The sequence below is a fragment of the Enterobacter vonholyi genome (assembly GCF_008364555.1).
Taxonomy (GTDB): domain Bacteria; phylum Pseudomonadota; class Gammaproteobacteria; order Enterobacterales; family Enterobacteriaceae; genus Enterobacter; species Enterobacter vonholyi.
The window spans coordinates 165,940-191,770 of record NZ_VTUC01000037.1 but is presented as its reverse complement, the minus strand read 5'-3'; the positions used below and the strand labels follow the sequence as shown (position 1 = coordinate 191,770).

General features: G+C 56.5%; 25 protein-coding genes and 1 tRNA gene. 13 read left to right on the top strand and 13 right to left on the bottom strand.

Annotated features, from left to right (window positions below; translation table 11 throughout):
• The first annotated feature begins 2 nt into the window (after positions 1–2).
• Positions 3–620, top strand: coding sequence for an urease accessory protein UreG (gene ureG, locus F0319_RS19790; protein WP_014071813.1), 618 nt, complete (start codon positions 3–5; stop codon positions 618–620).
• A gap of 44 nt (positions 621–664) precedes the next feature.
• Here ureG and tsaD read toward each other — a convergent pair whose 3' ends face one another.
• Positions 665–1,678 carry a tRNA (adenosine(37)-N6)-threonylcarbamoyltransferase complex transferase subunit TsaD gene (gene tsaD / locus F0319_RS19785; protein ID WP_024906472.1) on the bottom strand — a complete coding sequence of 338 codons (1,014 nt, stop codon included), beginning with the start codon at positions 1,676–1,678 and terminating at the stop codon, positions 665–667.
• 236 nt (positions 1,679–1,914) lie between these two features.
• Here tsaD and rpsU point away from each other — a divergent pair, with 236 nt between their 5' ends.
• The 3 genes from rpsU (at position 1,915) to rpoD (ending at position 6,004) form a co-directional block, all read left to right on the top strand.
• The gene (rpsU, locus tag F0319_RS19780; RefSeq protein ID WP_001144069.1) at positions 1,915–2,130 is read left to right on the top strand and encodes a 30S ribosomal protein S21; all 216 of its coding nucleotides are present in this window, start codon (positions 1,915–1,917) and stop codon (positions 2,128–2,130) included.
• Positions 2,131–2,245: 115 nt separating this feature from the next.
• On the top strand, positions 2,246–3,991 hold the full coding sequence (gene dnaG, locus F0319_RS19775) for a DNA primase (protein WP_003862574.1): 1,746 nt from the start codon (positions 2,246–2,248) through the stop codon (positions 3,989–3,991).
• Positions 3,992–4,156: 165 nt separating this feature from the next.
• A complete protein-coding gene (gene rpoD / locus F0319_RS19770; RefSeq protein ID WP_023309228.1) occupies positions 4,157–6,004 on the top strand; it encodes an RNA polymerase sigma factor RpoD in 1,848 nt (615 codons plus the stop codon).
• Positions 6,005–6,107: 103 nt separating this feature from the next.
• Here rpoD and mug read toward each other — a convergent pair whose 3' ends face one another.
• Positions 6,108–6,614 (bottom strand): G/U mismatch-specific DNA glycosylase, encoded by a 507-nt coding sequence (gene mug, locus F0319_RS19765; RefSeq protein ID WP_006812011.1) that lies wholly within the window; start codon positions 6,612–6,614, stop codon positions 6,108–6,110.
• A 124-nt stretch (positions 6,615–6,738) separates the two neighbouring features.
• Between mug and F0319_RS19760 the strand changes: the two genes are divergently transcribed.
• A tRNA-Ile gene (locus F0319_RS19760) sits at positions 6,739–6,814 on the top strand.
• 190 nt (positions 6,815–7,004) lie between these two features.
• Here F0319_RS19760 and F0319_RS19755 read toward each other — a convergent pair.
• Positions 7,005–7,259, bottom strand: a complete 255-nt coding sequence (locus F0319_RS19755) for a hypothetical protein (protein ID WP_149367604.1) — start codon at positions 7,257–7,259, stop codon at positions 7,005–7,007.
• A 92-nt stretch (positions 7,260–7,351) separates the two neighbouring features.
• Between F0319_RS19755 and F0319_RS22450 the strand changes: the two genes are divergently transcribed.
• The 3 genes from F0319_RS22450 to F0319_RS19745 all read left to right on the top strand — a co-directional run bounded on the left by F0319_RS22450 (position 7,352) and on the right by F0319_RS19745 (position 10,012).
• Positions 7,352–7,681, top strand: coding sequence for a hypothetical protein (locus F0319_RS22450; RefSeq protein ID WP_240168122.1), 330 nt, complete (start codon positions 7,352–7,354; stop codon positions 7,679–7,681).
• Between the two features lie 107 nt (positions 7,682–7,788).
• Complete coding sequence (locus F0319_RS22445; RefSeq protein WP_240168121.1) at positions 7,789–8,040, top strand: hypothetical protein; 252 nt, start codon at positions 7,789–7,791, stop codon at positions 8,038–8,040.
• A gap of 802 nt (positions 8,041–8,842) precedes the next feature.
• Positions 8,843–10,012: a coiled-coil domain-containing protein gene (locus tag F0319_RS19745; RefSeq protein ID WP_149367603.1), complete on the top strand. Its 1,170-nt coding sequence runs from the start codon at positions 8,843–8,845 to the stop codon at positions 10,010–10,012.
• Here F0319_RS19745 and F0319_RS19740 read toward each other — a convergent pair whose 3' ends face one another.
• Positions 10,013–10,777, bottom strand: a complete 765-nt coding sequence (locus tag F0319_RS19740; RefSeq protein ID WP_149367602.1) for a siderophore-interacting protein — start codon at positions 10,775–10,777, stop codon at positions 10,013–10,015.
• A 147-nt stretch (positions 10,778–10,924) separates the two neighbouring features.
• Between F0319_RS19740 and F0319_RS19735 the strand changes: the two genes are divergently transcribed.
• Positions 10,925–11,419 carry a PadR family transcriptional regulator gene (locus F0319_RS19735; protein ID WP_111964918.1) on the top strand — a complete coding sequence of 165 codons (495 nt, stop codon included), beginning with the start codon at positions 10,925–10,927 and terminating at the stop codon, positions 11,417–11,419.
• Here the strand turns inward: F0319_RS19735 and F0319_RS19730 are convergent.
• Entirely contained in the window at positions 11,416–12,975 is a 1,560-nt protein-coding gene (locus F0319_RS19730) for a methyl-accepting chemotaxis protein (protein ID WP_111964919.1), read from the bottom strand. The genes F0319_RS19735 and F0319_RS19730 overlap by 4 nt on opposite strands.
• Before the next feature lie 337 nt (positions 12,976–13,312).
• Positions 13,313–14,833, bottom strand: a complete 1,521-nt coding sequence (locus F0319_RS19725) for a methyl-accepting chemotaxis protein (RefSeq protein ID WP_133295167.1) — start codon at positions 14,831–14,833, stop codon at positions 13,313–13,315.
• 436 nt (positions 14,834–15,269) lie between these two features.
• Between F0319_RS19725 and ygjG the strand changes: the two genes are divergently transcribed.
• Positions 15,270–16,649: a putrescine aminotransferase gene (gene ygjG, locus F0319_RS19720; protein ID WP_042715413.1), complete on the top strand. Its 1,380-nt coding sequence runs from the start codon at positions 15,270–15,272 to the stop codon at positions 16,647–16,649.
• 39 nt (positions 16,650–16,688) lie between these two features.
• On the opposite strand, the gene F0319_RS19715 is transcribed toward ygjG, so the two are convergent.
• Entirely contained in the window at positions 16,689–17,291 is a 603-nt protein-coding gene (locus tag F0319_RS19715) for a helix-turn-helix domain-containing protein (RefSeq protein ID WP_149367601.1), read from the bottom strand.
• Between the two features lie 42 nt (positions 17,292–17,333).
• Between F0319_RS19715 and F0319_RS19710 the strand changes: the two genes are divergently transcribed.
• Together F0319_RS19710 and F0319_RS19705 are read left to right on the top strand one after the other, a co-directional pair.
• Positions 17,334–18,020, top strand: coding sequence for a B3/B4 domain-containing protein (locus tag F0319_RS19710; protein WP_136195056.1), 687 nt, complete (start codon positions 17,334–17,336; stop codon positions 18,018–18,020).
• A 12-nt stretch (positions 18,021–18,032) separates the two neighbouring features.
• Positions 18,033–18,881, top strand: coding sequence for a dihydrodipicolinate synthase family protein (locus tag F0319_RS19705; protein WP_149367600.1), 849 nt, complete (start codon positions 18,033–18,035; stop codon positions 18,879–18,881).
• Positions 18,882–18,935: 54 nt separating this feature from the next.
• On the opposite strand, the gene lsrG is transcribed toward F0319_RS19705, so the two are convergent.
• From lsrG to lsrA, 6 genes are read right to left on the bottom strand one after another with little or no spacing between them, the layout of a single operon-like run.
• Entirely contained in the window at positions 18,936–19,229 is a 294-nt protein-coding gene (gene lsrG, locus F0319_RS19700; RefSeq protein WP_008503162.1) for a (4S)-4-hydroxy-5-phosphonooxypentane-2,3-dione isomerase, read from the bottom strand.
• A complete protein-coding gene (gene lsrF / locus F0319_RS19695; protein ID WP_008503161.1) occupies positions 19,226–20,113 on the bottom strand; it encodes a 3-hydroxy-5-phosphonooxypentane-2,4-dione thiolase in 888 nt (295 codons plus the stop codon). The genes lsrG and lsrF overlap by 4 nt, the downstream gene beginning before the upstream one ends.
• An 11-nt stretch (positions 20,114–20,124) precedes the next feature.
• On the bottom strand, positions 20,125–21,126 hold the full coding sequence (gene lsrB, locus F0319_RS19690) for an autoinducer 2 ABC transporter substrate-binding protein LsrB (protein WP_111964926.1): 1,002 nt from the start codon (positions 21,124–21,126) through the stop codon (positions 20,125–20,127).
• 1 nt (position 21,127) lies between these two features.
• Positions 21,128–22,105 (bottom strand): autoinducer 2 ABC transporter permease LsrD, encoded by a 978-nt coding sequence (gene lsrD / locus F0319_RS19685; RefSeq protein ID WP_149367599.1) that lies wholly within the window; start codon positions 22,103–22,105, stop codon positions 21,128–21,130.
• Positions 22,106–23,137, bottom strand: a complete 1,032-nt coding sequence (lsrC, locus tag F0319_RS19680) for an autoinducer 2 ABC transporter permease LsrC (RefSeq protein ID WP_149367598.1) — start codon at positions 23,135–23,137, stop codon at positions 22,106–22,108.
• Complete coding sequence (gene lsrA, locus F0319_RS19675) at positions 23,134–24,621, bottom strand: autoinducer 2 ABC transporter ATP-binding protein LsrA (RefSeq protein ID WP_149367682.1); 1,488 nt, start codon at positions 24,619–24,621, stop codon at positions 23,134–23,136. Before lsrA ends, lsrC begins: the two co-directional genes overlap by 4 nt.
• A 215-nt stretch (positions 24,622–24,836) precedes the next feature.
• Here lsrA and lsrR point away from each other — a divergent pair, with 215 nt between their 5' ends.
• Complete coding sequence (gene lsrR / locus F0319_RS19670; RefSeq protein ID WP_008503156.1) at positions 24,837–25,808, top strand: transcriptional regulator LsrR; 972 nt, start codon at positions 24,837–24,839, stop codon at positions 25,806–25,808.
• The last annotated feature ends 23 nt before the right edge of the window (positions 25,809–25,831 follow it).

The window sequence follows — 25,831 nt, the reverse complement described above, 5'->3', positions numbered from 1 at the left end:
ACATGGCTGATTACAAACATCCCCTGCGCGTGGGCGTGGGCGGCCCGGTAGGGTCGGGCAAAACCGCGCTGCTGGAAGCGCTCTGCAAGGCGATGCGCGATACCTATCATCTTGCGGTGGTCACCAACGATATCTACACCAAAGAGGATCAGCGCATCCTGACCGAAGCGGGCGCGCTGGAGCCAGAGCGCATCGTGGGCGTGGAGACGGGCGGCTGCCCGCATACCGCTATCCGGGAAGATGCTTCGATGAACCTGGCGGCGGTGGAAGCGTTGAGCGAGAAGTTCGGCAATCTGGACCTGATCTTCGTTGAAAGCGGCGGTGACAACCTCAGCGCGACGTTCAGTCCTGAGCTGGCGGATCTGACCATTTACGTGATTGACGTGGCCGAAGGGGAAAAAATCCCGCGCAAGGGCGGGCCGGGGATCACCAAATCCGATTTTCTGGTCATCAACAAAACCGATCTCGCGCCGTACGTGGGGGCGTCGCTGGAGGTGATGGAGCGCGATACCAACCGCATGCGCGGCGAGCGCCCATGGACCTTTACCAACCTGAAGGCGGGTGACGGTCTTGCGACGATTATTGCGTTTCTGGAAGAGAAAGGGATGTTGCGGGTGTAGTCAAACGATCCCCTCTCCCTTTGGGAGAGGGGTAGGGTGAGGGATTACGCCTCCGGCAGTTCCGCCAGCGGCCAGCGCGGACGCACGGACACGCTCAGGTCGGACGTTGCCCCCGCATTAAGGCGCACCATCCCGGCGTAGGCGATCATCGCCCCGTTATCGGTACAGAATTCCGGACGGGCATAGAACACTTCCCCGCGACGCTTTTGCATCATCTCGGCGAGCTTCGCGCGAAGCGTGCGGTTAGCGCTCACGCCGCCCGCCATCACCAGACGCTTAAACCCGGTCTGATCCAGCGCGCGCTTGCACTTGATCATCAGCGTGTCCACTACCGCATCTTCGAACGCGCGGGCGATATCGGCGCGGGTTTGCTCGCTGTCATCGTTATTACGGATCGTATTCGCCGCGAAGGTTTTCAGCCCGGAGAAGCTGAAGTCCAGCCCCGGACGGTCGGTCATCGGACGCGGGAAGACAAAGCGCCCTTCCGTTCCCTGCGACGCCATTTTTGACAGCATCGGGCCGCCCGGGTAATCCAGACCCAGCAGCTTGGCGGTTTTATCGAACGCTTCACCGGCGGCGTCGTCGATCGACTCGCCCAGCAGCTCGTACTTGCCAATGCCCGTTACGCTAATCAGCTGCGTATGGCCGCCGGAAACCAGCAGCGCAACAAACGGGAATTCAGGCGGATTCTCTTCCAGCATCGGCGCCAGAAGATGCCCTTCCATATGGTGAACCGGGATGGCCGGCACGTCCCACGCGAAGGCCAGCGAACGACCAACGGTTGCGCCAACCAGCAGCGCACCGACCAGGCCCGGGCCTGCGGTATAGGCCACGGCATCAATATCGGTTGAGCTCAACCCGGCCTCTTTCAGCGCCGCCTGAATCAGGGGAACCGTTTTACGCACGTGGTCACGAGAGGCCAGTTCAGGTACGACGCCGCCGTAGTCAGCGTGCAATTTCACCTGACTATACAGCTGGTTGGCCAGAAGTCCTTTTTCGTCGTCGTAAATGGCGATGCCGGTTTCATCGCAGGATGTTTCAATACCCAGTACACGCATGACTTGTTTTACCTCGTTTCAATACCGCGCAGTGTAGAGCCTGGGCGGGTTGATGTAAAACTTTGTTCGCCCCTGGAAGAAGGCTCGTGTATACTCCTCACCCTTATTAAAGTCCCTTTCAAAATCGCATCGGTGCTTTACAAAGCAGCAGCATTTGCAGTAAAATTCCGCACCATTTTGAAATAAGCTGGCGTTGATGCCAGCGGCAAACCGAATTTATTAAAGGTGAGAGTTACATGCCGGTAATTAAAGTACGTGAAAACGAGCCGTTCGACGTAGCACTGCGTCGCTTCAAACGTTCATGCGAGAAAGCAGGTGTTCTGGCTGAAGTTCGTCGTCGTGAGTTTTATGAAAAACCAACGACCGAACGTAAGCGCGCTAAAGCTTCCGCTGTGAAACGTCACGCGAAGAAACTGGCTCGCGAAAACGCACGCCGTACTCGTCTGTACTAATTGGTTGAGGGCCTCAGCCCTCAATTGACAGACAGAGTAATAGTCGTAAGGCCGTGCTTCCGGAAGGAATGCGCGGCTTGTTTTCGTTTATAAGTCGCTTAAATTTTTGGGGCATATGGCCGGAAGAATCCCACGCGTTTTCATCAATGACCTGCTTGCCAGAACCGACATCGTCGATCTCATCGACGCGCGGGTAAAGCTGAAAAAACAGGGCAAGAATTACCATGCGTGCTGTCCGTTCCATAACGAAAAAACCCCCTCCTTCACCGTAAACGGTGAAAAGCAGTTTTACCATTGCTTCGGCTGTGGTGCTCACGGTAATGCCGTTGATTTTTTAATGAACTACGACAAGCTCGAGTTCGTTGAAACCGTCGAAGAGCTGGCGGCAATGCATAACCTTGAAGTGCCGTATGAAGCAGGCAGTGGGCCAAGTCAGATCGAGCGCCATCAACGGCAAACGCTGTATCAACTGATGGATGGCCTGAATTCGTTTTACCAACAGTCTCTTAAGCACTCTGCGGCTGAGCCTGCGCGTCAGTATCTGAACAAGCGCGGACTGAGCGACGATGTCATTGCGCGTTTCGCTATTGGTTACGCCCCGCCCGGCTGGGACAACGTGTTAAAGCGTTTTGGCGGCAATAGCGAAGATCGTAAATCTCTCATCGATGCAGGCATGCTGGTCACCAACGACCAGGGACGAAGCTACGACCGCTTCCGCGAACGGGTGATGTTTCCGATCCGCGACAAGCGAGGCCGGGTAATTGGTTTTGGTGGTCGCGTGCTGGGTGATGCCCTGCCGAAATACCTTAACTCCCCGGAAACCGATATTTTCCATAAGGGCCGCCAGCTTTACGGTCTTTATGAGGCGCAGCAGGATAACGCGGAACCTCCGCGTCTTCTGGTCGTCGAAGGCTATATGGACGTCGTTGCGCTGGCGCAGTACGACATTAACTACGCGGTTGCGTCGTTAGGTACGTCCACCACCGCCGATCATATTCAACTGCTGTTCAGGGTGACCAATAACGTCATCTGCTGTTACGACGGTGACCGTGCAGGACGCGACGCCGCCTGGCGTGCGCTGGAAACCGCGCTACCCTATATGACCGACGGGCGTCAGCTACGCTTTATGTTCCTGCCCGACGGTGAAGACCCGGATACGCTGGTGCGTAAAGAGGGCAAAGCGGCGTTTGAAGCGCGGATGGAGCAGGCTCAGCCGCTCTCCACGTTTTTGTTTAACAGCCTGATGCCGCAGGTCGATTTGAGTACCCCTGACGGGCGCGCGCAGCTCAGCACGCTGGCGCTGCCGTTAATCAGTCAGGTGCCCGGCGAAACGCTGCGCATCTACCTGCGTCAGGAGTTAGGCAACAAGCTCGGCATTCTGGATGACAGCCAGCTTGAACGTTTAATGCCTAAACAGGCTGAAAACGGCACGGTTCGCCCCGCGCCTCAGCTAAAACGCACAACCATGCGTATACTGATAGGGTTACTGGTCCAAAACCCCGAGCTTGCGCCGCAGGTGCCGTCGCTGGCGGGTTTGAACCACGAAAAATTGCCCGGACTTGGCTTATTTTCAGAACTGGTCAACACGTGTTTGTCACAGCCAGGTCTGACCACCGGACAACTTTTAGAGCATTATCGCGGCACAAAAGAGGCCGCTACCCTTGAAAAATTGTCGATGTGGGACGATATAGCAGATAAGGACATTGCAGAAAAAACGTTCACCGACTCACTCAACCATATGTTTGATTCGATGCTTGAGCTGCGCCAGGAAGAGTTGATAGCTCGCGAGCGCACACACGGTTTGAGCAGCGAAGAACGCCGGGAGCTCTGGATGATTAACCAGGAACTGGCGAAGAAATAAGTCAAAAGCAAAAGTATTTAACGGCTTAAGTGCCGAATATCGATCGGGAAGCCCCCGGCAGCCGCACTGAGAGGCAGCGGCAAAAATATAAGTACGCCCTCGCTTTAAAGGTTGGCAGCCCCATCGCCGACACCAATCAAACGAATTAAGTGTGGATACCGTCTTATGGAGCAAAACCCGCAGTCACAGCTGAAACTTCTTGTCCAACGTGGTAAGGAGCAAGGCTATCTGACCTATGCCGAGGTCAATGACCATCTGCCGGAAGATATCGTCGATTCAGATCAAATCGAAGACATCATCCAAATGATCAATGACATGGGCATTCAGGTGATGGAAGAAGCACCGGATGCCGATGATCTGTTGCTGGCTGAAACCTCCAACAACACTGACGAAGATGCGGAAGAAGCTGCTGCACAGGTACTGTCCAGCGTGGAATCTGAAATCGGGCGTACCACTGACCCGGTCCGCATGTACATGCGCGAAATGGGTACCGTTGAACTGTTGACCCGCGAAGGCGAAATTGACATCGCAAAACGCATCGAAGACGGGATCAACCAGGTTCAGTGCTCTGTCGCCGAGTACCCGGAAGCGATCACCTATCTGCTGGAGCAGTACGATCGCGTTGAAGCGGAAGAAGCGCGCCTGTCTGACCTGATCACCGGTTTTGTCGACCCGAACGCTGAAGAAGATATGGCGCCTACCGCCACTCACGTCGGTTCTGAACTGTCTCAGGAAGAGATGGATGATGACGAAGACGAAGATGAGGAAGAGAGCGACGACGACACCGCGGACGATGACAACAGCATCGACCCGGAGCTGGCACGTGAGAAGTTTGCCGAGCTGCGTACCCAGTACGAAGTGACGCGTGACACCATCAAAGCGAAAGGCCGCAGCCACGCTGCCGCTCAGGAAGAGATCCTGAAGCTGTCTGAAGTATTCAAACAGTTCCGCCTGGTGCCAAAACAGTTCGACTACCTGGTAAACAGCATGCGCGTGATGATGGATCGCGTACGCACCCAGGAACGCATCATCATGAAGCTGTGCGTTGAGCAGTGCAAAATGCCGAAGAAGAACTTCATCACCCTCTTCACCGGTAACGAAACCAGCGAAACCTGGTTCAACGCGGCTATCGCGATGAACAAGCCGTGGTCTGAAAAACTGCACGACGTGAAGGACGATGTGCATCGCGGCCTGCAGAAACTGCATCAGATTGAAGAAGAGACCGGCCTGACCATCGAGCAGGTAAAAGACATCAACCGTCGTATGTCCATCGGTGAAGCGAAAGCTCGCCGTGCGAAGAAAGAGATGGTTGAAGCGAACTTGCGTCTGGTTATCTCTATCGCCAAGAAATACACCAACCGTGGCCTGCAGTTCCTGGATCTGATTCAGGAAGGCAACATTGGTCTGATGAAAGCGGTAGATAAGTTTGAATACCGTCGTGGTTACAAGTTCTCCACCTATGCAACCTGGTGGATCCGTCAGGCTATCACCCGCTCTATCGCGGATCAGGCGCGCACCATCCGTATTCCGGTGCATATGATTGAGACCATCAACAAGCTCAACCGTATTTCCCGCCAGATGCTGCAGGAGATGGGCCGCGAGCCGACGCCGGAAGAGCTGGCCGAGCGCATGCTGATGCCGGAAGACAAGATCCGTAAAGTTCTGAAGATCGCCAAAGAGCCAATCTCCATGGAAACACCAATCGGTGATGATGAAGATTCGCATCTGGGTGATTTCATCGAGGATACCACCCTCGAGCTGCCGCTGGACTCTGCCACCACCGAGAGCCTGCGTGCTGCGACACACGACGTTCTGGCTGGCCTGACCGCTCGTGAAGCGAAAGTCCTGCGTATGCGTTTCGGTATCGATATGAACACCGACCACACGCTGGAAGAAGTGGGTAAACAGTTCGACGTTACCCGCGAACGTATCCGTCAGATCGAAGCGAAGGCGCTGCGTAAGCTGCGTCATCCAAGCCGCTCTGAAGTGCTGCGTAGCTTCCTGGACGACTAACCTGTCCTGACCGTAAAAAAGCTCCCTTCGGGGAGCTTTTTTTTTGTTTATTCCCTCTCCCTGTGGAAGAAAGTCAGGGGTGAGAGCATCAGGCAGCAGAGGATTAAAGCCCCCGCACCATCAGCGCCTCATCAAGCTCCCTGTACGCCTCCACCAGCTTATCCAGCGTCGCCCTGTTGAGCCCGCTCGGATTCGGCAGCACCCAGACCTGCGTTACACCGATAGTAATGTTCTGCTTACCCCACTTAGCACCGCGCTGGCTGAAAGCCTGCTCGTAGGCCTGCTTACCGAGGATCGCCAGCGCGGCCGGCTGATAGTCTTCTATTTTCTTCACCAGCTCACGCCCGCCGCTTCGCAGCTCATGGAGGTTGACCTCACTTGCCTGTACAGTCGGACGTTCGACCAGCATGGTAATTCCGCAGCGCGTATCCAGCAGGTGCTGTTCCTCTTCGGGCTTGAGTAACCTGTCGGTAAACCCGGCCTGGTAAATCACCTTCCAGAAGCGATTCCCCGGATGGGCGAAGTGAAAACCGGTGTGCGCCGAGGACTTGCCCGGGTTAATTCCGCAGAACACCACCCGCAGGCCAGGGGCCAGAATATCGTTGATCATCTTTACTCCCGCTGATACATCGTTATGGAAGTATAAAGGATTGATTATGCGTTGTTTATAAAAACAGCAGGCAGGTGCGAATGGCTGGATTGCTGCGGGGAGTTACTTTATAATTCACCGCCACGGCCCCTTAGCTCAGTGGTTAGAGCAGGCGACTCATAATCGCTTGGTCGCTGGTTCAAGTCCAGCAGGGGCCACCAAATTTAAGCTGTAGAATCATATGATTAAGCCACTCCAGCGAGTGGCTTTTTTCTATGTTACTGACAGCTGCCCTTTATCGTCCCCCTCCTTCTTAACTGAGCCCGTTCCCAATCCAGACCCCACTGTATGATGCAGAGCACAACAGGCTTAACTTCGCCTCGACGACCACCTTGTGGGTCAGTTTTATGATTAGCTTTTGTAGCGAGTGAAATGCCGGTAAATTTTTTTCGTTGCCAAAATGGCGAGTACGCCCAGGAGAATTGAAGCTAAGCCAAGGAAAATTACTAAAGAAAGGAGATGACTGAACAAGCCGCCAAAGCTTGTGAAATCACTCAATCGTGCAAACTGCTCCGGAGTGAGTACACGAACGACGATCTCTGGAATAGTTAGAAAGAAAATAATTACTACCAGAACATAAATTGCCACCCTACCGCTTTTTTTCATTATCTTCCTTGCCCCCTATGACAATGATGATCAATTATTGACAGGGCCATGTTACAACAAGGGAAATTACAATAGCAGACGGCTATGCAAAAATGAAGCTGCAATCAGAAAGGAATTTAGCTCTGGCGCTAGCCAAAGCATTGCGAGAAATACAAGCCACCAATATGAGCACTATCGAAAATCTGAAGCTTGGTACACAGCGTTTAATCAACTATGGCTCATGCTTGATACCAGACGATTACTACCGCAATGCCTGTCGCGAGCTAATAAATGAGGACCGCCGTCTAACATTAGCACTTGCTGAAATCTATAATCGAAACGATGTTGCTCTTGATATGGTTGAGATTTACTTTCGGAAAACTCTTAAAATACTTGGAGAGAAAAAAGTAGCAATCTCGCTGTCTTTCTTAAAAGGGAATTAGGCGATAAGGCTTATGAGTACGCCGAAAAATCCAGCAAACTAGCTCTGTCCTTAACTATTGCAAAACTGATAATCAGTAGTGGTGATTTTCATGAGTCGCATATCAGAATGGTCAATTCATTATCATCAATGTATGTTAACGGCGCCATAATCTATTCGAAAGCGCAGGTAGCTGCATTAGCGGCTAATAAGCTAAAATTCCAGGATTCAGCATATTATCAGGCCTTGTACCAACAGAATCTTGAGATGCTTTACTTTCTTATTGAACCACAAATGACAAAAATAATTTATCAAGTTGAATCAGGTGGAAACAATGAGGAAATAATTGGGGATGCTTTATATGAGTTATTAAAAAGATGAAACGAGCAATATTATGGTTTCTGCAGTCCTATATCTATTACATCCCTATAGCACTCATCGTTGCTGGTGCTTATATATTCGCACGTTTCCTGCCTGACTATTTTGGCATTCTTACCTTTGCATGGATCATCATTGTTACCTATTTTTATGTAAAACATAATCGTTGGTTCTGATGGGAGCAGGGAAATCAACAGCCCTCACGCGCGCAAAAAAAAGCCAACCCCGTAATCTCCAGGGGTTGGCCCTATCTTAAAGCTGCGACAATCTCACCATGTTAAAACACTCACGCATGTCCAGCATAGATTCGTTAGAAACGATATGTGCCTTCAATCGATATACAGATGCTCAACTGGCGTGTAGCTATGCCTGGATCTAACGTGAAATAAGATAATTTTACGCAAGCCGTATTCACGGCCAGGATTGTCCTGCCTGCTGCCTGAGTATTCCTTGTCTTACCCCAACACTGCCCGCCCCCCAAGACGGGAACTGGTATCCATCTAGTACCCATCTCTTTGGCCTACTGCCTAATCTGCAGATATTTTACCGAACCGTAATGCCTTTACTTGCGTATTTTGCGTAGGGATCCGCCTTGCTTTAGAGATTATCACCTTATATTTCAATTGCTTATATTTAACCTTAAAAAGCAACTCTCTTATTCTCCTGTTAAGCACCCATCTTCACACTCTGTAAATTCTAAAGAAATCCCCCATCGCGCCGATCATCATCCGTGTGTATTATTTCCTGTAGCTTTTACAACAACTAACCTTAACTCAAATACTTAAGCGCCAAAGCGAAAGGCATCATGAGCACACCGATCAAACGGCTAGAAATCATTAAAAATGCCATTGAGCTGGAAGATGACGACATCATCCAGAGCCAGCTGACACGCCTGAAAAATGAAGCGTTTGACGATGAGCTACAGGCAATCGTCGTGGCGCTTGAGGGAAAAAACTACACCGAGGCTATGGCGGCCATTACCGCCTGGCTGCAGGGCCAGCGCGCCGTGACCCAGTGGCGCGATCCGCAGGTGGCGGCCAGCAAGCTCGAGCTGAAGGCGCTGGAAGAGCGCCTGCGCGATCTGATTGACCGCCGCAACGCCCGCGTGCAGCAGCTTGATGAATTCAACGATCTCTATTTCTCCCGCCTCGGGCCGTTGATGCAGCAGATCCTCGCCCTGCGTAAAACCCTGGCCGAGCTTAACCTGCGTCGTCAGCAGGCGGAAGCGCGTCGTCGCGAGGAAGATTACCGTCGCTGCCAGCGCTATATGGCGCAGGCGGTAGAAGTACTGGCGACGCTTACCCAGCGCTGGCGCGATCTCCCGGCCGACTCCGTGCAGGCAGCCGAGGCGCGTAAACATCTGGAGCAGCAAAGTAATCTCATCGCCAACCTGCTGGCCGAAGCGCTGGAGCTGGAGAGCGGCTTAACGCGTGAAGAAGAGCCTGCGCGTCAGGCTCGCGACGAGGCCAACGAAGAGTACGAGAAGTATCGCGAACAGCATCACGATGCCGAAGTGCGGCTGCGTAAAGGAAATCATCTTTCGGAAGAAGATCAGAACGAACTCAAGCGTCTCTGGCGGCAGGCGAGCAAGCTCTGCCACCCGGATCTGGTGGCAGACGATCTGAAAGAAGAAGCCAACAACATGATGGTACAGCTTAACCAGGCGAAGCAGCGCGGCGATGTGAAAGCCATTCGTTCGCTGGTGGCCCGCCTGCAGCAGGGCTTCGAGCCATTGATGGCAAGCGACAGGCTGAACGATCTGGAACGTATCCGCAAAAAAATGGCGCAGGTCCGCGAGCAGATCGACATTTTAGTGAACGAGCTGGCGGAGCTGGAGAAAGAGGAGTCCTGGCTTCTGGTCTCGTCGCTGAGCAATATGGAAGCGTACTTCGCTCAGCAGGAGAAAGCGCTGCACGAGGTCCGCGCCTCGCTCGAACATCAGGTGAGCGAAGCGCAGCTGGATTCCGCCGCGTGACTATTTGGCGTGCCAGTATGCGCTGGCACGCACCAGCTGAGGGTCAATCGCGTCGGTTTCAAACTGACGGCTCAGGCTTTTCACCACCTTTCCTTCCCCGGTCAGCCAGATAAAGTAATCGTCCCCCGGAACGGTCAGCGCAGCCAGATGATCTGCGACTGCCTGCTCGCTGTGGCCCACCACCCAGGTGATGTTGAACTCGCTCAGGTGCGCCAGATAGTCCTTATAGGATTCATCCCCAACCGTCACGACCGCGTGAACGTCCGGGCGAACCGGCAGTTGCGCAATGCTCTCTAAGCGTCGACGCAGCGCGGGCATACCGGACTCATCGCACACGTACAGCTGCCAGGCGTAATCCTCCGGCACCACCAGCGAGCCGCGCGGGCCGCCGATGGTCAGCTTGTCTCCCGCTTTCGCCTCAATCGCCCAGCTGCTGGCAATGCCGCCGTCATGAATGAAGAAATCGAGAACCAGCTCATGATTTGCCTCGTCGTAGAGCGGCGTATAGTCGCGCGCCTGCGGACGCACGCCGTCGCCCCAGTCGATGCCTTCTTCGGTAACCACCGGCGGCACGAACGTCGCCCCGGGTGCCGGGAAAAAGACTTTGGTATGGTCGTCGAAACCGCGGGAGCTAAAGCCCTCCAGCGCCTCGCCGCCTAAAACAATGCGCTGGAAACCCGCGCTGGCGCGCTCAACGCGGAGTACCGTCAGCTCGCGAAAACGCAGGTCATTACGAACGCGCTGTGGGTAACGGGTAGTTGCCATTTTTAGCCCCTTCTCTGGTGAATACGATATATCTAAATCAATTTTCAAATGATAATGATTACTAATAAGTAAAAATGCAAGATCTTTTAGATTGCATCTGAATATATCTTAGATACACTTTAGATATATCAAAATGAAGGGCATACTATGCGACACGAACATGAGGGCGGCGGGCGGCGGCCGCGCTTTTTCGGCCACGGCGATCTGCGGCTGGTGATTCTGGATATCCTGACCCGCAACGCGAGCCACGGCTACGAGCTGATCAAAGAGATTGAGAACCTGACCCAAGGGAATTACACCCCGAGCCCAGGGGTCATCTATCCAACCCTGGATTATCTTCAGGATCAGACGTTTATCACCATTACGGAAGAAGAGAACGGTCGTAAGAAGATTGCGATTACCGCTGAAGGACAACGCTGGCTGGACGAAAACCGGGAACAGCTGGAACAGATCCAGGTGCGTATCAAAGCGCGTTCTGTCGGTTTTCAGCTACGCAAAAACCCGCAGATGAAGCGGGCGCTGGATAACTTCAAAGCGGTGTTAGACCTGAAGGTGAATCAGGGAGAGCTCAGCGACGCGCAGCTCAAGCAGATTATCGGCGTGATTGACCGCGCGGCGCTGGAGATCTCCCAGCTGGATTAAGCCGGAGCGTGCTCGCTCACGCGGAAGACGCGTACCAGCTCTTTCAGGTGCATCGCCTGTTCATTAAGCGATGCCGCCGCCGCGACGGACTCCTCCACCAGCGCGGAGTTCTGCTGGGTGGTGGCATCAATCAGGCCAATCGCGCTGTTAATCTGCGAGATACCTTCCGTCTGCTCGTGGCTAGCCTGGCGGATTTCCCTCAGAATCACGTCCATCTCTTCTACGTTGCCGACCATCCCGTTGATCAACGCACTCGCTTTTTCAACCAGGTTCATCCCGTCCTGGGTCTGGCTGGTAGAGCTCTCAATCAGCTCGCGGATTTCGCTGGCAGACGACGCGCTCTTCTGGGCAAGCTGACGCACTTCACCGGCCACCACCGCAAAACCGCGACCGTGCTCACCGGCGCGCGCCGCTTCCACCGCCGCGTTGAGCGCCAGAATGTTGGTCTGGAAAGCAATGGCGTCGATCAGGTCGATAATGTCGGACATCCGGTTGGACGTCTCGTTAATCAGGCGCATTTTGCTGGTCACCTGCTTCATCATCTCACCGTTGTTTTTGACCACCGTGGCGGCATCAGCCGAGAGGTTGGTCGCTTCCCCGGTATGCGAGGCGGTATTTTTCACCGTCGCGGTAATCTGCTCCATCGAGGCGGCGGTCTGTTCAACGGAACTTGCCTGCTCTTCCGTGCGCGCAGCCAGATCCTGATTCCCGGCGACAATCTGCGCGGCGGCGCTGGAGATATTCTCCGAGCCGGTTTGCACCTGCTGCACGATGTCCAGCAGTCGCGTTTTCATCTCCATTAGCGCGTGCAGCAGCAGACCCGTTTCGTCTTTGCCGTGCGGCGTGATGCTGCCGGTCAGGTCGCCCTCTGAAATCGCTTTAGCAAAATGCACCGCCTCGCCGAGCGGGCGGGTGATAGCACGCACGATGAACCAGCCAATCAGGCTGCCGACCGCGACGCTAAAGAGGGTGATCAGTATCAGCAGCAGGCGGTTAGACCGGAAATCCCCTTCCACCTGCGCGCCAGCGCTCTGCATCTCGCTGTTTTGAATGGTAATCAGCTCCTTCACCTTCGCTTTATAAGCCTGCTGCACGGCGAGGGTGGTGGTCATCATCTCCTGAATGGCGCCCGCACGATTGTTGTTCTGCACCGCCTGCAAAATGCGGTAGCGCGAGTCCAGATACTGCTGACGCACGCTGCGGATCTCCGCCAGCACCTGCTGAGACTTTTGATCCTGCAACGCGGTGTTCAGCTCTCCCAGGATCACCGTGATATGCTCGCTGATCTCTTTCAGGCGCTGCTGAGATTGCCCAGTGTAGGTGCCCTGCTCGTCCAGCAGCATCAGCTGTTGAGTGCTAATAAATTCCTGGAAGTTATCAATTAACTGGTTCGCTTTTACCGTGGTCGGATAATCACTGGTAATAATGGATTGCATCCCGTTATTAGCCCGGTTCAGACTCAGCAGAGACAGGCTCGCGCTGATCGCCATCAGGACAATAAAGAACCCAAACGCCAGAAATAATTTCGTGCCGATCTTTACGTCATGTAAGAACATATTTTCTCCATCGATGTGATTATTTCTCAGACGATCGCTGTTATCGGTAACGATTTCGCTAACTTTATGAGTTTGATCGTTTTTTTATTTCATAACCCACACAATGGATAGGTAGAGACTATTAATATTGCCCCATTGATCGTTACCAGACCACCAGAGAGGCATTTTTCAAAATAGCCTTCTGGATAATTGACTTAGGCAGGGATAAATAACTGAGGTACTTTCTTTAGTTATTTAATATTAGATTAACAATAAAATACATTAATAGTCACAAGCAGAAAATAAAAAGCCGTTTATTCCTTACGAAATAAACGGCTTTTTTTGGAACATTACTGGCTCAATGAAGCACAGTCACCGCATCCTTGAGACGTCCGGCGCGATGCTTCACCATCGCAGAAATGTGTGCGCTCTCCTCGACCAGGTCGGCGTTTTTCTGCGTAATGCTGTCGAGTTCAGCCACCGCGCGGGTCAGCTCAGAGAGTCCGGTTGCCTGCTCGGAGGTCGCGTGGCTGATCTGGGCGATAAGCTGCGTCACGTTTTTCACCTGTACCACAATATCATCCATCGTACGGCCTGCGGCATGCACCTGCTCAGAGCCGGACTGCACCTTGCTGGCGCTGGCATCAATGAGTTTACGAATATCATTCGCGGCACTGGCGCTGCGGCTGGCGAGATGGCGGACTTCGCCCGCGACCACGGCAAAACCTTTGCCCTGCTCGCCTGCCCTAGCCGCTTCAACCGCCGCGTTCAGCGCCAGAATATTGGTCTGGAAAGCGATGTCGTTAATCAGGGAGGTAATTGAGCCAATTCGCTGCGTGCTGTCGGCAATATCATCCATCGTTTTAACGACGGTCTGCATCGCATTGCCTCCTTTTGTCGCCGCGCTGCTCGCGGCCACGGAGAGTTTGTCCACCTCGGCGGCGGTTTCGGAGTTACTCTGAACGGATGCGGCCATCTGGTTCATTGTCGCGACGGTCTGCTGCACGTTCGCTACGGTCTGACGCGTCCGATCGTTCAGATCTTCATTTCCCTGCGCCAGCCTGTCGCTGCCGTCGCGGACGCTAACCACCTGGCTCGACACGTCATTAATCAACCAGCGGCACATCAGGCCAAGCTGCCCTACCGCGCGCAGCGTCAGCCCCAGCTCGTCGCTGCGGTTCAGATGCTGCACGCTGTTGCGCTCACCGGTTGCGACCTTCAGCGCCTGTCGCGCCACATTCTCTACCGGGCGGACAATCTGTTGCTCAAAGAGCAGCGTCCCCAGCAGCATCACCACCGCAGCAGCAACGAGCGGCATCCACCCGGCGGAGGTCACCGCCAGGGTGGAGGCGAGTAGGGCAAAGAGCACCGCCATCACGCTGCGCACGCGCCAGCGCAGCGGCATGGCTGGCAGTTTGCCCAGCCAGCCTTTTCCAACCACCAGCCCCTTGTGCACACGTTTCTTACAGCTCCCGTCGTTGAGCGCCCGGTAGAGCGGTTCCACGGTGGCAATCTCTTCCGCCGTGGCTTTGGTGCGAATGGACATATAGCCCGTGACCTGCCCGTGGCGCACCATCGGCACTGCGTTAGCACGCACCCAGTAGTGATCGCCGTTTTTGCGCCGGTTTTTGACAATCCCACTCCACGGTTCGCCCTGCTGCAGCGTGTACCACATATCGGCAAACGCGGCTTTTGGCATGTCGGGGTGGCGTACCAGGTTGTGCGGCTGGCCCGTCAGCTCATCAAGCTGGTAGCCGCTCACCTGCACAAAAGTGTCGTTGGCGTGAGTGATGTAGCTGTGGACGTCTGTGGTAGACATTAAGGTGGTGTCATCGTCCAGAGGATATTCATTCTGGGTGACATAGGTTGGAGAGGACATCGTGGGCATCCCTTGCAGGTTATTTGAATGTTAATTTTGTGGGTCAATGTTTTTTCGGCGGTAAACAATTTATCTTTAGTTGTTAAACTTGATGAAGATCGCAGATTTCACTTAAACCATACTTTTTGTACGATTTTATAATTCATTGATTTCAAATACTTTCGCAAAGAAATTACCTATAAAGCATGACCAGTTAACGCCCACTTAAGTTGCACCGAATGCACTTCTTTAGTGCAGTTGCGCTTTTTCGCCCCCAATTATCTTTATCTGTCCTGTACCGCTAAATCCCGTTTCGGTTGCTTCGGCATGATTAAATATTGTGCAACATTATTTTAACCTGGCGTTTATCCCGATTTTCGTTAAGGCATCTGAAGTGGCGTAATCCCTGCAATACTTAAACCAGTATCATGTGATACGCGATCCCCGGGAGCACATTTTGAACAGGTTACCTTCCAGCGCCTCGGCTCTTGCCTGTACCGCGCACGCACTGAATCTCATTGAGAAGCGAACGCTTGATCATGAGGAGATGAAACAACTTAACCGAGAGGTCATCGATTACTTTAAAGAACACGTCAATCCAGGGTTTCTGGAGTATCGCAAATCTGTTACCGCCGGCGGGGATTACGGAGCCGTAGAGTGGCAAGCGGGGAGTCTTAACACGCTTGTCGACACCCAGGGACAGGAGTTTATCGATTGCCTTGGTGGTTTTGGTATCTTCAACGTGGGGCACCGTAATCCAGTTGTGGTTTCCGCCGTACAGAATCAACTTGCGAAACAACCTCTCCATAGTCAGGAACTGCTCGACCCGCTTCGCGCCATGCTCGCGAAAACGCTGGCGGCCTTAACGCCCGGCAAACTGAAATACAGCTTCTTTAGCAACAGCGGCACGGAATCGGTCGAAGCGGCGATTAAGCTCGCCAAAGCGTACCAGTCGCCGCGCGGGAAATTCACCTTTATCGCTACCAGCGGCGCGTTCCACGGTAAATCCCTGGGCGCACTGTCGGCGACCGCGAAATCCACGTTCCGCAAACCGTTTATGCCGCTGCTGCCGGGCTTCCGCCACGTGCCGTTCGGCGACATTAACGCCATGCGCACCGTGCTCAGTGAATGCCGTAAAACCGGCGATGACGTGGCGGCGGTGATCCTGGAGCCGATTCAGGGTGAAGGCGGCGTGATCCTCCCTCCTCAGGGCTATCTGCCTGCCGTGCGTCAGCTGTGCGATGAGTTTGGCGCTTTGCTGATCCTCGACGAAGTTCAGACCGGGATGGGGCGCACCGGCAAGATGTTTGCCTGCGAGCACGAGAACGTGCAGCCGGACATACTGTGCCTGGCGAAGGCGCTTGGCGGCGGCGTGATGCCGATTGGCGCGACGGTTGCTACTGAAGAGGTGTTCTCGGTGCTGTTCGACAACCCGTTCCTGCATACCACCACCTTTGGCGGTAACCCGCTGGCCTGCGCGGCGGCGCTTGCGACCATCAACGTGCTGCTGGAACAAAACCTGCCCGCGCAGGCGGAGCAAAAAGGCGACATGCTGCTGGACGGCTTCCGCCAGCTGGGCCGGGAATACCCTGACCTTGTACAGGAGGCGCGCGGCAAAGGGATGCTGATGGCGATTGAGTTTGTCGACAACGAAATCGGCTACAGCTTTGCGAGCGAGATGTTCCGCCAGCGGGTGCTGGTGGCCGGAACGCTCAACAACTCGAAAACCATCCGCATTGAACCGCCGCTGACTCTGACGATTGAGCAGTGCGAGCAGGTGCTGAAAGCGGCGCGTAAAGCGCTGGCAGCGCTGCGGGTGAGCGTGGAAGAGGCGTAAAAAATCACCGGGCCTACAGGCGTTTGTAGGCCCGGTTTTTTAGCGGTGAAATTCCGCCACCGTCATGGTGAAGCGAAGCACGGTATCGCCCTCATTGGCGTAGCCGTGCGCCGCTTCCGTTTTCGCCACAGCCGATGCGCCAGCGTTAACCTGGGTTACCGTCTCATCCACCGTCAGCGTTAAAACGCCTTCGTTCACGTGCAACAGCTCAAAGGTTCCCGCCGGGTGCCCCGGAGAGGTAAAACGCTCCCCTGGCTGCATCTCCCATTGCCATAACTCAATCATATCCGGGCCTGCCGTTCCCGCCAGCAGTCTGGCGCGTCCACCCTGTGCGCCCTGCCACAGCACCGGAATAGTCTCTTCTTCGATAACATGCACCAGCGGCTCGCTGGAGACGTTAACGATATCCGCCACTGAGATACCGAGCGCGGCAGCCAGTTTGCACAAGATGGCGATACTGGGGTTGGCTGCGCCCTTTTCGATCTCTACCAGCATGCCTTTGCTGACGCTTGCGCGGCGGGACAGCTCGTCCAGAGATAGCTTTTTCTCTTTGCGCCAGTTGCGTATGCGGTTCGCCACGGCCAGGCTTACCTGGGCAACATCGGCCCCGTGCGCAGTCATTATATTGACTTTATCAGTCATTGGTCACTACCATGGTATAAAACAGTCAATACAGGATTATTTATGTCTCTCGTTACGCCGTCAATAGACTCACGTCTTGCCGGGATTGCCCCAGGCTTTCGGGCGCTGAGCATTCTGGTTGAAGCTGCGCCAATTACCCACCCGGAGGTGGCGGCTGCCGCGCTGGCGCAGGCCTGCCAGCAGATGATTAATGATGATGTGCCCTGGGCTGATGCACACCTTTCAGGCTGGGATGAAGTGTTTAAAGCCTTCGGCGCGAAACCGAAACGCACGCCCTGCTCGGCATCCGCCCTGCGTAAGCGGGTCCTGAAAGATGGCTCGCTGCCGCCGCTGGATCCGGTGGTGGATATCTATAACGCGGTGAGTATTCGCTACGCCATTCCGGTCGGCGGAGAAAATCTCGCGGCTTATTCGGGCACGCCGCGTCTGACGCTTGCCGACGGCAGCGAGCCATTTGATACCTTCAAAGAGGGACAACCGGTGGTGGAACATCCGGAACCGGGCGAGGTTATCTGGCGCGACGATACTGGCGTTACCTGCCGCCGCTGGAACTGGCGCCAGGGGATACGGACGCGCCTTGATAGCCAGGCGCAATCCATGTGGTTTATTCTTGAAAGCCTGCCGTCGATGCCGCTTGCGGCGCTGGAAGAGGCAGGAGATGAGCTGGTCAACAACCTGCAGCGGCTGATGCCGGGGGCCACGGCTCAGGTTCAGATGCTGACGCTGTAAGAGGACAACACGATGTTTTACGGGTTAAGCGCTTTTCCGTTAACGCCCCTGAAAGAGGGGACGTTTGACGAGCAATCCTTCATCAATCTTCTGCGCCCCGTGGTCGACGCTGGCGTGGATTCTCTGGGCATTCTCGGCTCAACGGGAAGCTATGCCTATCTGACTGTAGAAGAGCGCGGTCGGATCGCACGCTGCGCGGTGGCGCATGCTGATAATATTCCGGTCATCGTCAGCATTGGCGCACTCCGGCGGGACGATATACTGCGTCTGGCTGACGACGCGCAGGCGGCAGGTGTCTCCGGCGTGCTGATGGCCCCCGTGTCCTACCAGCGATTAACGGAAGACGAAGTGTTTAATCTCTATGAAACGGTGACCCGCCAGCTCTCCATACCGTTGTGCATTTACGATAATCCGGCCACCACCGGGTTTGCGTTTAGCGATGAATTGTTATTTGCCGTCGCGGGCCTGCCGAATGTAGGATCCATTAAGCTTGGTCGCGTGCCGGAAGACCTGTCGCAGGTACGCGACCGTCTTCCTGAGACAGTCACGCTGGGCATCGCCGGCGACTGGCGAGCGGCCTCTGCCCTGCAGGCCGGGTTTGACGTCTGGTACTCGGTGCTCGGCGGATTGTTCCCGCAAACAGCGCTGGCGATTGCGCGTTCGAAAGAGACTGCCCAATCCGAGCGGTTAGAGCCACTGTGGGAATTGTTCCGTCGCTATGGCAGCTTACGGGTTATCGCGGCGGCGGCAGAGATGATGGGAAAAGTGGCTGCACCCGCGTTGCCGTTCCCGTTGCAGACGGTTCAGGGTGAGCCACGTGAAGCGCTCGCGAGATTACTTGCCCATCTGGAGCTGGTTTGAAAAATGCCGGGTGGCGCTGCGCTTACCCGGCCTACAACACTTTTATAACGCCTGTTACTCCGGCAACAGCCCAACAAAGCTGCGCTTTTTACGCGGCTCCGACATCAGCTCCTCAAGCTTGTCCACGCACGCCAGATAGTGCGGGGTTTGCTTGTGCGCCAGCACCGCCTCTTCGTCTTTATAGGCTTCGTAGATAAAGAACCGGGTTTTCACCCTCGGGTCCTGCAATACGTCAAAACGCAGGTTCCCCGGCTCCTGGATTGCGCCCTCGTGGTTGGCGCGAAACACCTCCAGAAACTCGTCCACCCGCTCGGGCTTAATGTTGATCTCTACCAGCGTCACGTTCATTTTGCTTCTCCCTGTTTCTCTTCCTGCCAGAACTGGAACGCATCACGGGCATTCCAGTTATCGTGCACCACTTTCTTCACCGCCTTCAGCATGGCGAGCGGCGCACTGGACTGGAAGATGTTGCGCCCCATGTCCACGCCGGATGCCCCCTGGTCGATCGCGCGCCAGCACATCTCCAGCGCCTCGTGCTCCGGCAGCTTTTTGCCCCCGGCGATGACGATCGGCACCGGGCAGCTGGCGGTCACTTTTTCAAAGCCCTCGTCCACGTAGTAGGTTTTAACGAACTGCGCCCCCATTTCGGCGGCGATGCGGCTTGCCAGCGAGAAATACCGAGCGTCACGCGCCATCTCTTTCCCCACGCCCGTTACCGCCAGCGTCGGCATGCCGTAGCGCGCCCCTGCATCGACAAGCTTGATGATGTTGTTGATCGACTGATGCTCAAACTCGCTTCCGATGTACACCTGCGCCGCCACCGCGCAGACGTTCAGGCGCAACGCGTCTTCCATCGCCACCGCCACGCACTCGTTGGAGAGTTCGCCCAGAATCGAGTTACCGCCGGAGGCGCGCAGAACCACCGGTTTGTTCGTCGCGGCGGGTACCTGGCTCCTGAGGATGCCGCGGGTGCACATCAGCACGTCGGTTTCACCAAACAGCGGCGCGATGGAGAGATCGATACGCTCAAGGCCAGTGGTTGGCCCCTGAAAATAGCCGTGGTCAAAGGCCAGCATCACCGTGCGGTTGCTGTTTGGGTTAAAGATGCGCGCCAGCCGCGACTGCATACCCCAGTCCAGCGAGCCGCAGCCCTTCAGCGTGAACGGCACATTCTGCTGCGGCGTGCCGATGCCAAAATCCTTGCCGTCTTTGATGTCGTCTAAATCAGCCATTTGCTCCCCCGTCAGAAATCGTATTTGCTGATGTTCTCTTTGGTGAACACCACCCGCTCCGGCAGCAGCACGATGCCGTTGCCCTTCGCCTCATACTGGTAGCCCTGCACGCTGTTCGGCTCGACCTTCAGCGCCCCGATGTTTTTTACGTCCACGCTGTCGCCGACGTTAAGATCGCCTTTTTTAAGCAAACGATCGGCGACATTGACCGCAATTTTGCCCTGTTGCACCACGTCCCACAGGCCGAAGGCCTTCACCGTGCCGCGCTCAACGTACGGGCGCATCACGTTCGGCGTGCTAAACCCGACAATCGCCACCCCTTCCCGCTTCAGGTTTTCCGCCGCCTGCGCCGCCGCCGGCAGCGCGTTGGCGTCCGGGGCGATAATCGCATCCAGATCCGGGTAGGCTTTTAAGATCCCTTCGGCGGTTTGCAACGATTTGGTGGCGTCGTTATAACCAAACTGGGTCGTTACGATCTGCCACTGGGGATGATCTTTCTCGATTTTGGCCTTCGCCTCTTTCACCCACTGGTTCTGGTCGGTGACGGTGGGGCTTGAGTAGAAGAACGCCACTTTGGCATTCGGTTTGGTGACCTGCTTGCCCGCCATCTCCACCAGCAGGCCGCCCAGCTGTTCCGGCGTCCCCTGGTTGATGTAGATGCTGCGGCACTCCGGCTTGGTGTCGGAATCCCAGGTTAGAACCTTGACGCCGCGCTGCATCGCGCGCTTAAGCGCCGGACACAGCCCGTCCGGCGACACGGCGGAGACGATAATGGCGTTATAGCCCTGGTTGACGAAGTTATTGATGAGCTGCACCTGGCCGGAAACGCTCGGCTCGGTCGGGCCGTCGTAGGTCACGTCCACGCCAAGATCTTTCCCCGCCTCTTTCGCGCCGTTGCCGCCGCTGGTGAAGAAGCCCACGCCCACCAGCTTCGGGATAAAGGCAATGCGGTCCGCCGCCTGCGCCGAAGCGAAGCTGAGGGCCATTGCCAGGACGAGCAGTTTTGTTTTCATCTTACGCTCCGGATTGTTTTCTAAAGAGAGATCGCACCCATTCGAGGTGCAGACTCAGCGAACGTCCCATCACCACCACAACCAGCAGCGCCCCTGACAGCGCGCTCGACACCTGGTTGGGGATACCGACCATCTGTAAACCCTGCTGCAGATAGCCCACCAGCAGCGCCGCCAGCGCCGTACCGACAACCGAACCTGAACCGCCGTAGATATTGGCTCCGCCGAGCACGGCGGCGGTGAGCGCGGGCATCAGTAAATCGCGCCCAAGATCCGAACGTGCGGAGCCGAAATAGGAGACCATGACCAGCGCGGCAATCGCGGAGGCAACGCCCACCAGGCCGTACAGCGCGTAGGGCATGCCGTTCACCGACAGCGCCGCATAGCGTGCCGCACGCGGATTTTGGCCAATCAGGAACAGATGACGGCCAAAGCGCCCCCGGTGGGTAATGAGCCAGAAGAAGACGGTGATTACCGCGAACAAGACCAATGGGATCGGCAGGCCCAACACCGTGAGGTTAGCGAACGCCGTGAAGCCGTCCGGGAAACCGCTGATTCCCTCGTAGCCCGTGGCCCCCGCCATGCCGGAGAGCAGCAGCGCCCCGCCGCCGTAGAGGTAGAGCGTGCCGAGGGTGATAACCAAAGGGCTGATGCCGGTGTAGTGGATCAGCGCCGCATTCATCAGCCCGCACAGCAGGCCGAGCAGCAGCGTCAGCGGAATGGCGACCGCCATCGGCCAGCCCGCCTGCATCATCACCCCCAACGCGATGGCGCACAGGCCGATGGTCGAGCCGAGGGAGATGTCGATCCCGCCGCTGATAATCACCAGCGTGAGCGGCAGCGCCACAATGCCGATGCAGATGAAGTCGCTGGTGCTGAAAAGCAGCATGTTGATATCGAGCATGCGCGGGTTGATGGCCCCGAAAAGCAGGATCTCCAGCACCAGCAAAATGAGCAGCGCGCTTTCCCAGTTAAGCCTCATTTACGCCACCTCTTTTTTACGTTTGGGAAAGGGGGTGACGTGCTTTCCCCCTCTGTTACCCGGCTGGAAGCGACCGTACTTCAGCGCCCGCTGATGCCGCGCCAGCGCCTGGCGCAGACGCCCGTCGAGCACCAGCACGCCCAGCAGCACCAGCCCGGCGATAAAGTCGTTCCACCACGCCGGGAGCCTGAACAGCACCAGCACGGTGTCGATTTGCGTCAGGAAGAACGCACCGAGCAGCGCGCCAATCAGCGTCCCCGTGCCGCCCAGCAGCGAAATTCCGCCGAGCACGCAGGCGGCGATGGCCTTCATCTCCAGCCCGCTGCCGGTCTGGTTGGGCACAAAGCCAATCTGCGCGGCAAAGACGATCCCGGCGCAGGCCGCCAGCATGCCGTTGAGGGTGAAGGCGATCATGCGGGTGCGGTTCACCGCCACTCCCAGCTGGCGCGCGGCGGCGAGGTTATCCCCCACCGCGTAGAAATCACGCCCGAACGCGGTGCGCGACAGCGTCCACGCGCCTGTGGCCGCGATGGTCAACACCACCATGCCAAGGGGCGATACGCCGATTGCCGCAGGCTCAGAGAGGGATTTCAACCCCGGCGGCAGCCCTTCAATCCACTTTCCGCCCGTCCAGAGCAGCATCGCCCCGCGGTACAGCCCCAGCGTGCCGAGGGTCGCGACAATCGCCGGAATGCGCAGCCCCACCACCAGAAAACCGTTGAACGCCCCGGCCAGCGCCCCGATCGACAGTGCGAAGAGAATGGAAACGGGCAGGCTGTAGCCGCCGTTCAGCGCCACGCCGACGGCGATGGCGGACAGCCCGACCGTTGAACCGACGGACACGTCGATATTGCGGGTCAGCATAACCAGCGCCGCGCCGATGGCCAGCAGGATCAGGATCTGCGAGCTGGCGAAGATCATCCTCAGCGTCTGCAGGCTGAAGTAAGAGGGATTCAGCGCCACCAGCACGGCGAACAGCGCCAGAATGGCGAGAAACGCGCTCAGCTCGCGGTTTTTCAGTAAGGTCTTCATGATTGCCCTCCGAACGCCAGCGCCATCATGCGATCGAGGCTGACGGCGTGGCGCGGCAGTTCGCCGCTGAGCACGCCCTGGTGCATCACCAGCACGCGGTCCGCGAGGCCCGGAAACTCATCGAGATCGCTTGAGATCATCAGCACCGCCACGTTCTGCGCCGCCACGCTTTTGATAAGCTGGTAGATATCGGCGCGCGCCGAGACGTCCACGCCGCGCGTCGGCTCGTCGACGATCAGCAATAACGGGTTGGCCTCCAGACAGCGTGCAAGCAGCACCTTCTGCTGGTTGCCGCCGGAGAGCGTGCGCACGGTTTGATCCGCATGGTTGAGCTTGATCCCCAGCGCCCGGTGATAGCGCTCCACCACCGCGGACTCTCTTTTCCGCTGCTGCCAGAGCGATGGCTCGTTCAGCGCCACGGTGTTCCAGCGGATCGGCGCGTCGAGGAACAGGCCGGATACCTGCCTGTCTTCCGGCAGGTAGACCAGGCCTCTGTCCAGTCGCAAACGCACCGGCTCGTTGGCGATCTCCTGATTTTCCAGCCAAATGCGGCCCCCGCGCACAGGCCGCAGGCCGTAGAGGGTTTCGGCAAACTCGGTGCGCCCGGAACCCACCAGCCCGGCCAGGCCGACGATCTCCCCGGCGTAGATCTCAAGGCTCAGATCGATAAACCCTTCTCCGGTCAGGTCCTCTACCCGCAGCACCGGAAAATCCTGCGGCTGGGTGCGGCGGTTGCCCGGCAGCGCCAGCCACAGCTTTTGCGTATCGCTCAGGAATTTCTCGCGGCTCACCGGCGTCATGGCGGCGATCAGGGCGCTATCGTCAAACTGCGCGGTTTCGCCGCTCAGCACCACCGCGCCGTCGCGCATCACCGAGACGTGGCTCGACAGCATGCGAATTTCCGGCAGCTTATGGGAGATAAACACGATCCCGACGCCGAGTGCCTGCAGGGCGCGGATCTGGCGGAACAGCCGTTCGGTTTCGCCCGGCGTGAGGGAGGCCGTGGGCTCGTCGAGGATCAGGATCCTGGCGTTGCGCATTAATCCGCGCAGGATCTCCACCATCTGCTGATCCGCCACTTCCAGGGTGCTGGCGGCGGCGTCGAGGTTGAGCTGGCAATGCAGTTGCTCAAGCTTCTCCTCCAGCCGTTTTTCCCGATCGCGTTCGCGCGGCAGGCGGAACAGGATGTTTTCCCGCACCGTAAGGTTGGGGAACAGCAGCGGCTCCTGCGGCACTAGGTAAATGCCGAGCCTGTGCGCCTGCACGGGCGTCAGCCGCGCATATGTCTGCCCCTCGACGGAAAGTTCACCGCTGTCCGGCGTCTCGACCCCGGCGATGATCTTCATCAGCGTCGATTTTCCCGCGCCGTTTCCGCCCATCAGCGCGTGCACCTGGCCCGCAAGCAGCGTGAAATCAATGCCTTTCAGAACCGGCACGCCTGAGAACTGCTTGCTGATATTCCGCGCGTCGAGAAGTGGTGTCATCATCGCTCCGCTATTGAACAAATGATTTTTAGATTTAATAATGTTCAAAAGCGTAGACGGTGAACTATATTTACAACCGTGCAGGGATCACAGTTTTATCGATTGAGATTCAGATAAACCAGAAACGATCGAAATGATCCGTTTTGTCGCGTGGCTCACACTTTCCCTCCGCGTCATCACGAACATATGATCTAAATTTTTATAAGAGTTCAACTATGAGCGATAAACGCACTGCGGAAGAAGGACGGTTTGCCGGGCTGGCGCTGGCGGAAGAAGAGCTGGTGGCGCGCGTAGCCTGGTGCTACTACCACGACGGGCTGACCCAGAACGATATCGGCGAGCGGCTCGGGCTGCCGCGTTTGAAGATTTCTCGCCTGCTGGAAAAAGGCCGTCAGTCAGGGGTGATCCGCGTGCAGATTAACTCCCGCTACGAGGGCTGCCTGTCGTTGGAAACCGAGCTACAGCAGCGCTTTGGCCTGAAGCTGGTGCGCGTGATGCCAGCCTTAAATACGCCGCCGATGAACGTGCGGCTGGGCATTGGCGCGGCGCAGTCGCTGATGGGCGTGCTGGAACCCGGCCAGCTGCTGGCCGTGGGGTTTGGTGAAACCACCATGAGCAGCCTGCAGCACCTGAGCGGCTTTATCAGCTCGCAGCAAATCCGCCTCGTGACGCTCTCCGGCGGCGTCGGGCCATATATGACCGGTATTGGACAGCTGGACGCGGCCTGCAGCGTCAGCATGATCCCCGCCCCGCTTCGCGTGTCTTCCGCCGAAGTGGCCGGGATCTTAAAACGCGAGACCAGCGTGCGGGACGTGATCCTCGCCGCTACCGCCGCCGACGTCGCGGTGGTTGGCATTGGTTCGGTGAACCAGCGCCGCGACGCTACGATACTGCGCTCCGGCTATATCAGCGAAGGTGAACAGCTGATGTATGCCCGCAAAGGCGCGGTCGGCGACATTCTCGGCTATTTCCTCAATGCCGAAGGTGAATGCGTTGAGGAGCTGGAGATCCATAAAGAATTACTCGGCGTCTCGCTTGATGAGCTGGCGCAGCTGCCCACCATCGTTGGCGTGGCCGGAGGGGAAGAAAAAGCCGATGCGATTTATGCCGCACTGAAGGGTCGACGTATCAATGGCCTGGTGACGGAGGAGACGACAGCCCGCGCGGTGCTGGCTCTGGCCAAATGAGAGCCCGCCCTGCGCTAACAGCG

Excerpts from the sequence above, each read along its gene's own strand:
- ureG (WP_014071813.1), top strand. The coding sequence starts at position 3 with ATGGCTGATTACAAACATCCCCTGCGCGTGGGCGTGGGCGGCCCGGTA.
- tsaD (WP_024906472.1), bottom strand. The coding sequence starts at position 1,678 with ATGCGTGTACTGGGTATTGAAACATCCTGCGATGAAACCGGCATCGCC.
- rpsU (WP_001144069.1), top strand. The coding sequence starts at position 1,915 with ATGCCGGTAATTAAAGTACGTGAAAACGAGCCGTTCGACGTAGCACTG.
- dnaG (WP_003862574.1), top strand. The coding sequence starts at position 2,246 with ATGGCCGGAAGAATCCCACGCGTTTTCATCAATGACCTGCTTGCCAGA.
- rpoD (WP_023309228.1), top strand. The coding sequence starts at position 4,157 with ATGGAGCAAAACCCGCAGTCACAGCTGAAACTTCTTGTCCAACGTGGT.
- mug (WP_006812011.1), bottom strand. The coding sequence starts at position 6,614 with ATGATCAACGATATTCTGGCCCCTGGCCTGCGGGTGGTGTTCTGCGGA.
- F0319_RS19755 (WP_149367604.1), bottom strand. The coding sequence starts at position 7,259 with ATGAAAAAAAGCGGTAGGGTGGCAATTTATGTTCTGGTAGTAATTATT.
- F0319_RS22450 (WP_240168122.1), top strand. The coding sequence starts at position 7,352 with ATGAAGCTGCAATCAGAAAGGAATTTAGCTCTGGCGCTAGCCAAAGCA.
- F0319_RS22445 (WP_240168121.1), top strand. The coding sequence starts at position 7,789 with ATGGTCAATTCATTATCATCAATGTATGTTAACGGCGCCATAATCTAT.
- F0319_RS19745 (WP_149367603.1), top strand. The coding sequence starts at position 8,843 with ATGAGCACACCGATCAAACGGCTAGAAATCATTAAAAATGCCATTGAG.
- F0319_RS19740 (WP_149367602.1), bottom strand. The coding sequence starts at position 10,777 with ATGGCAACTACCCGTTACCCACAGCGCGTTCGTAATGACCTGCGTTTT.
- F0319_RS19735 (WP_111964918.1), top strand. The coding sequence starts at position 10,925 with ATGCGACACGAACATGAGGGCGGCGGGCGGCGGCCGCGCTTTTTCGGC.
- F0319_RS19730 (WP_111964919.1), bottom strand. The coding sequence starts at position 12,975 with ATGTTCTTACATGACGTAAAGATCGGCACGAAATTATTTCTGGCGTTT.
- F0319_RS19725 (WP_133295167.1), bottom strand. The coding sequence starts at position 14,833 with ATGTCCTCTCCAACCTATGTCACCCAGAATGAATATCCTCTGGACGAT.
- F0319_RS19715 (WP_149367601.1), bottom strand. The coding sequence starts at position 17,291 with ATGACTGATAAAGTCAATATAATGACTGCGCACGGGGCCGATGTTGCC.
- F0319_RS19710 (WP_136195056.1), top strand. The coding sequence starts at position 17,334 with ATGTCTCTCGTTACGCCGTCAATAGACTCACGTCTTGCCGGGATTGCC.
- F0319_RS19705 (WP_149367600.1), top strand. The coding sequence starts at position 18,033 with ATGTTTTACGGGTTAAGCGCTTTTCCGTTAACGCCCCTGAAAGAGGGG.
- lsrG (WP_008503162.1), bottom strand. The coding sequence starts at position 19,229 with ATGAACGTGACGCTGGTAGAGATCAACATTAAGCCCGAGCGGGTGGAC.
- lsrF (WP_008503161.1), bottom strand. The coding sequence starts at position 20,113 with ATGGCTGATTTAGACGACATCAAAGACGGCAAGGATTTTGGCATCGGC.
- lsrB (WP_111964926.1), bottom strand. The coding sequence starts at position 21,126 with ATGAAAACAAAACTGCTCGTCCTGGCAATGGCCCTCAGCTTCGCTTCG.
- lsrD (WP_149367599.1), bottom strand. The coding sequence starts at position 22,105 with ATGAGGCTTAACTGGGAAAGCGCGCTGCTCATTTTGCTGGTGCTGGAG.
- lsrC (WP_149367598.1), bottom strand. The coding sequence starts at position 23,137 with ATGAAGACCTTACTGAAAAACCGCGAGCTGAGCGCGTTTCTCGCCATT.
- lsrA (WP_149367682.1), bottom strand. The coding sequence starts at position 24,621 with ATGACACCACTTCTCGACGCGCGGAATATCAGCAAGCAGTTCTCAGGC.
- lsrR (WP_008503156.1), top strand. The coding sequence starts at position 24,837 with ATGAGCGATAAACGCACTGCGGAAGAAGGACGGTTTGCCGGGCTGGCG.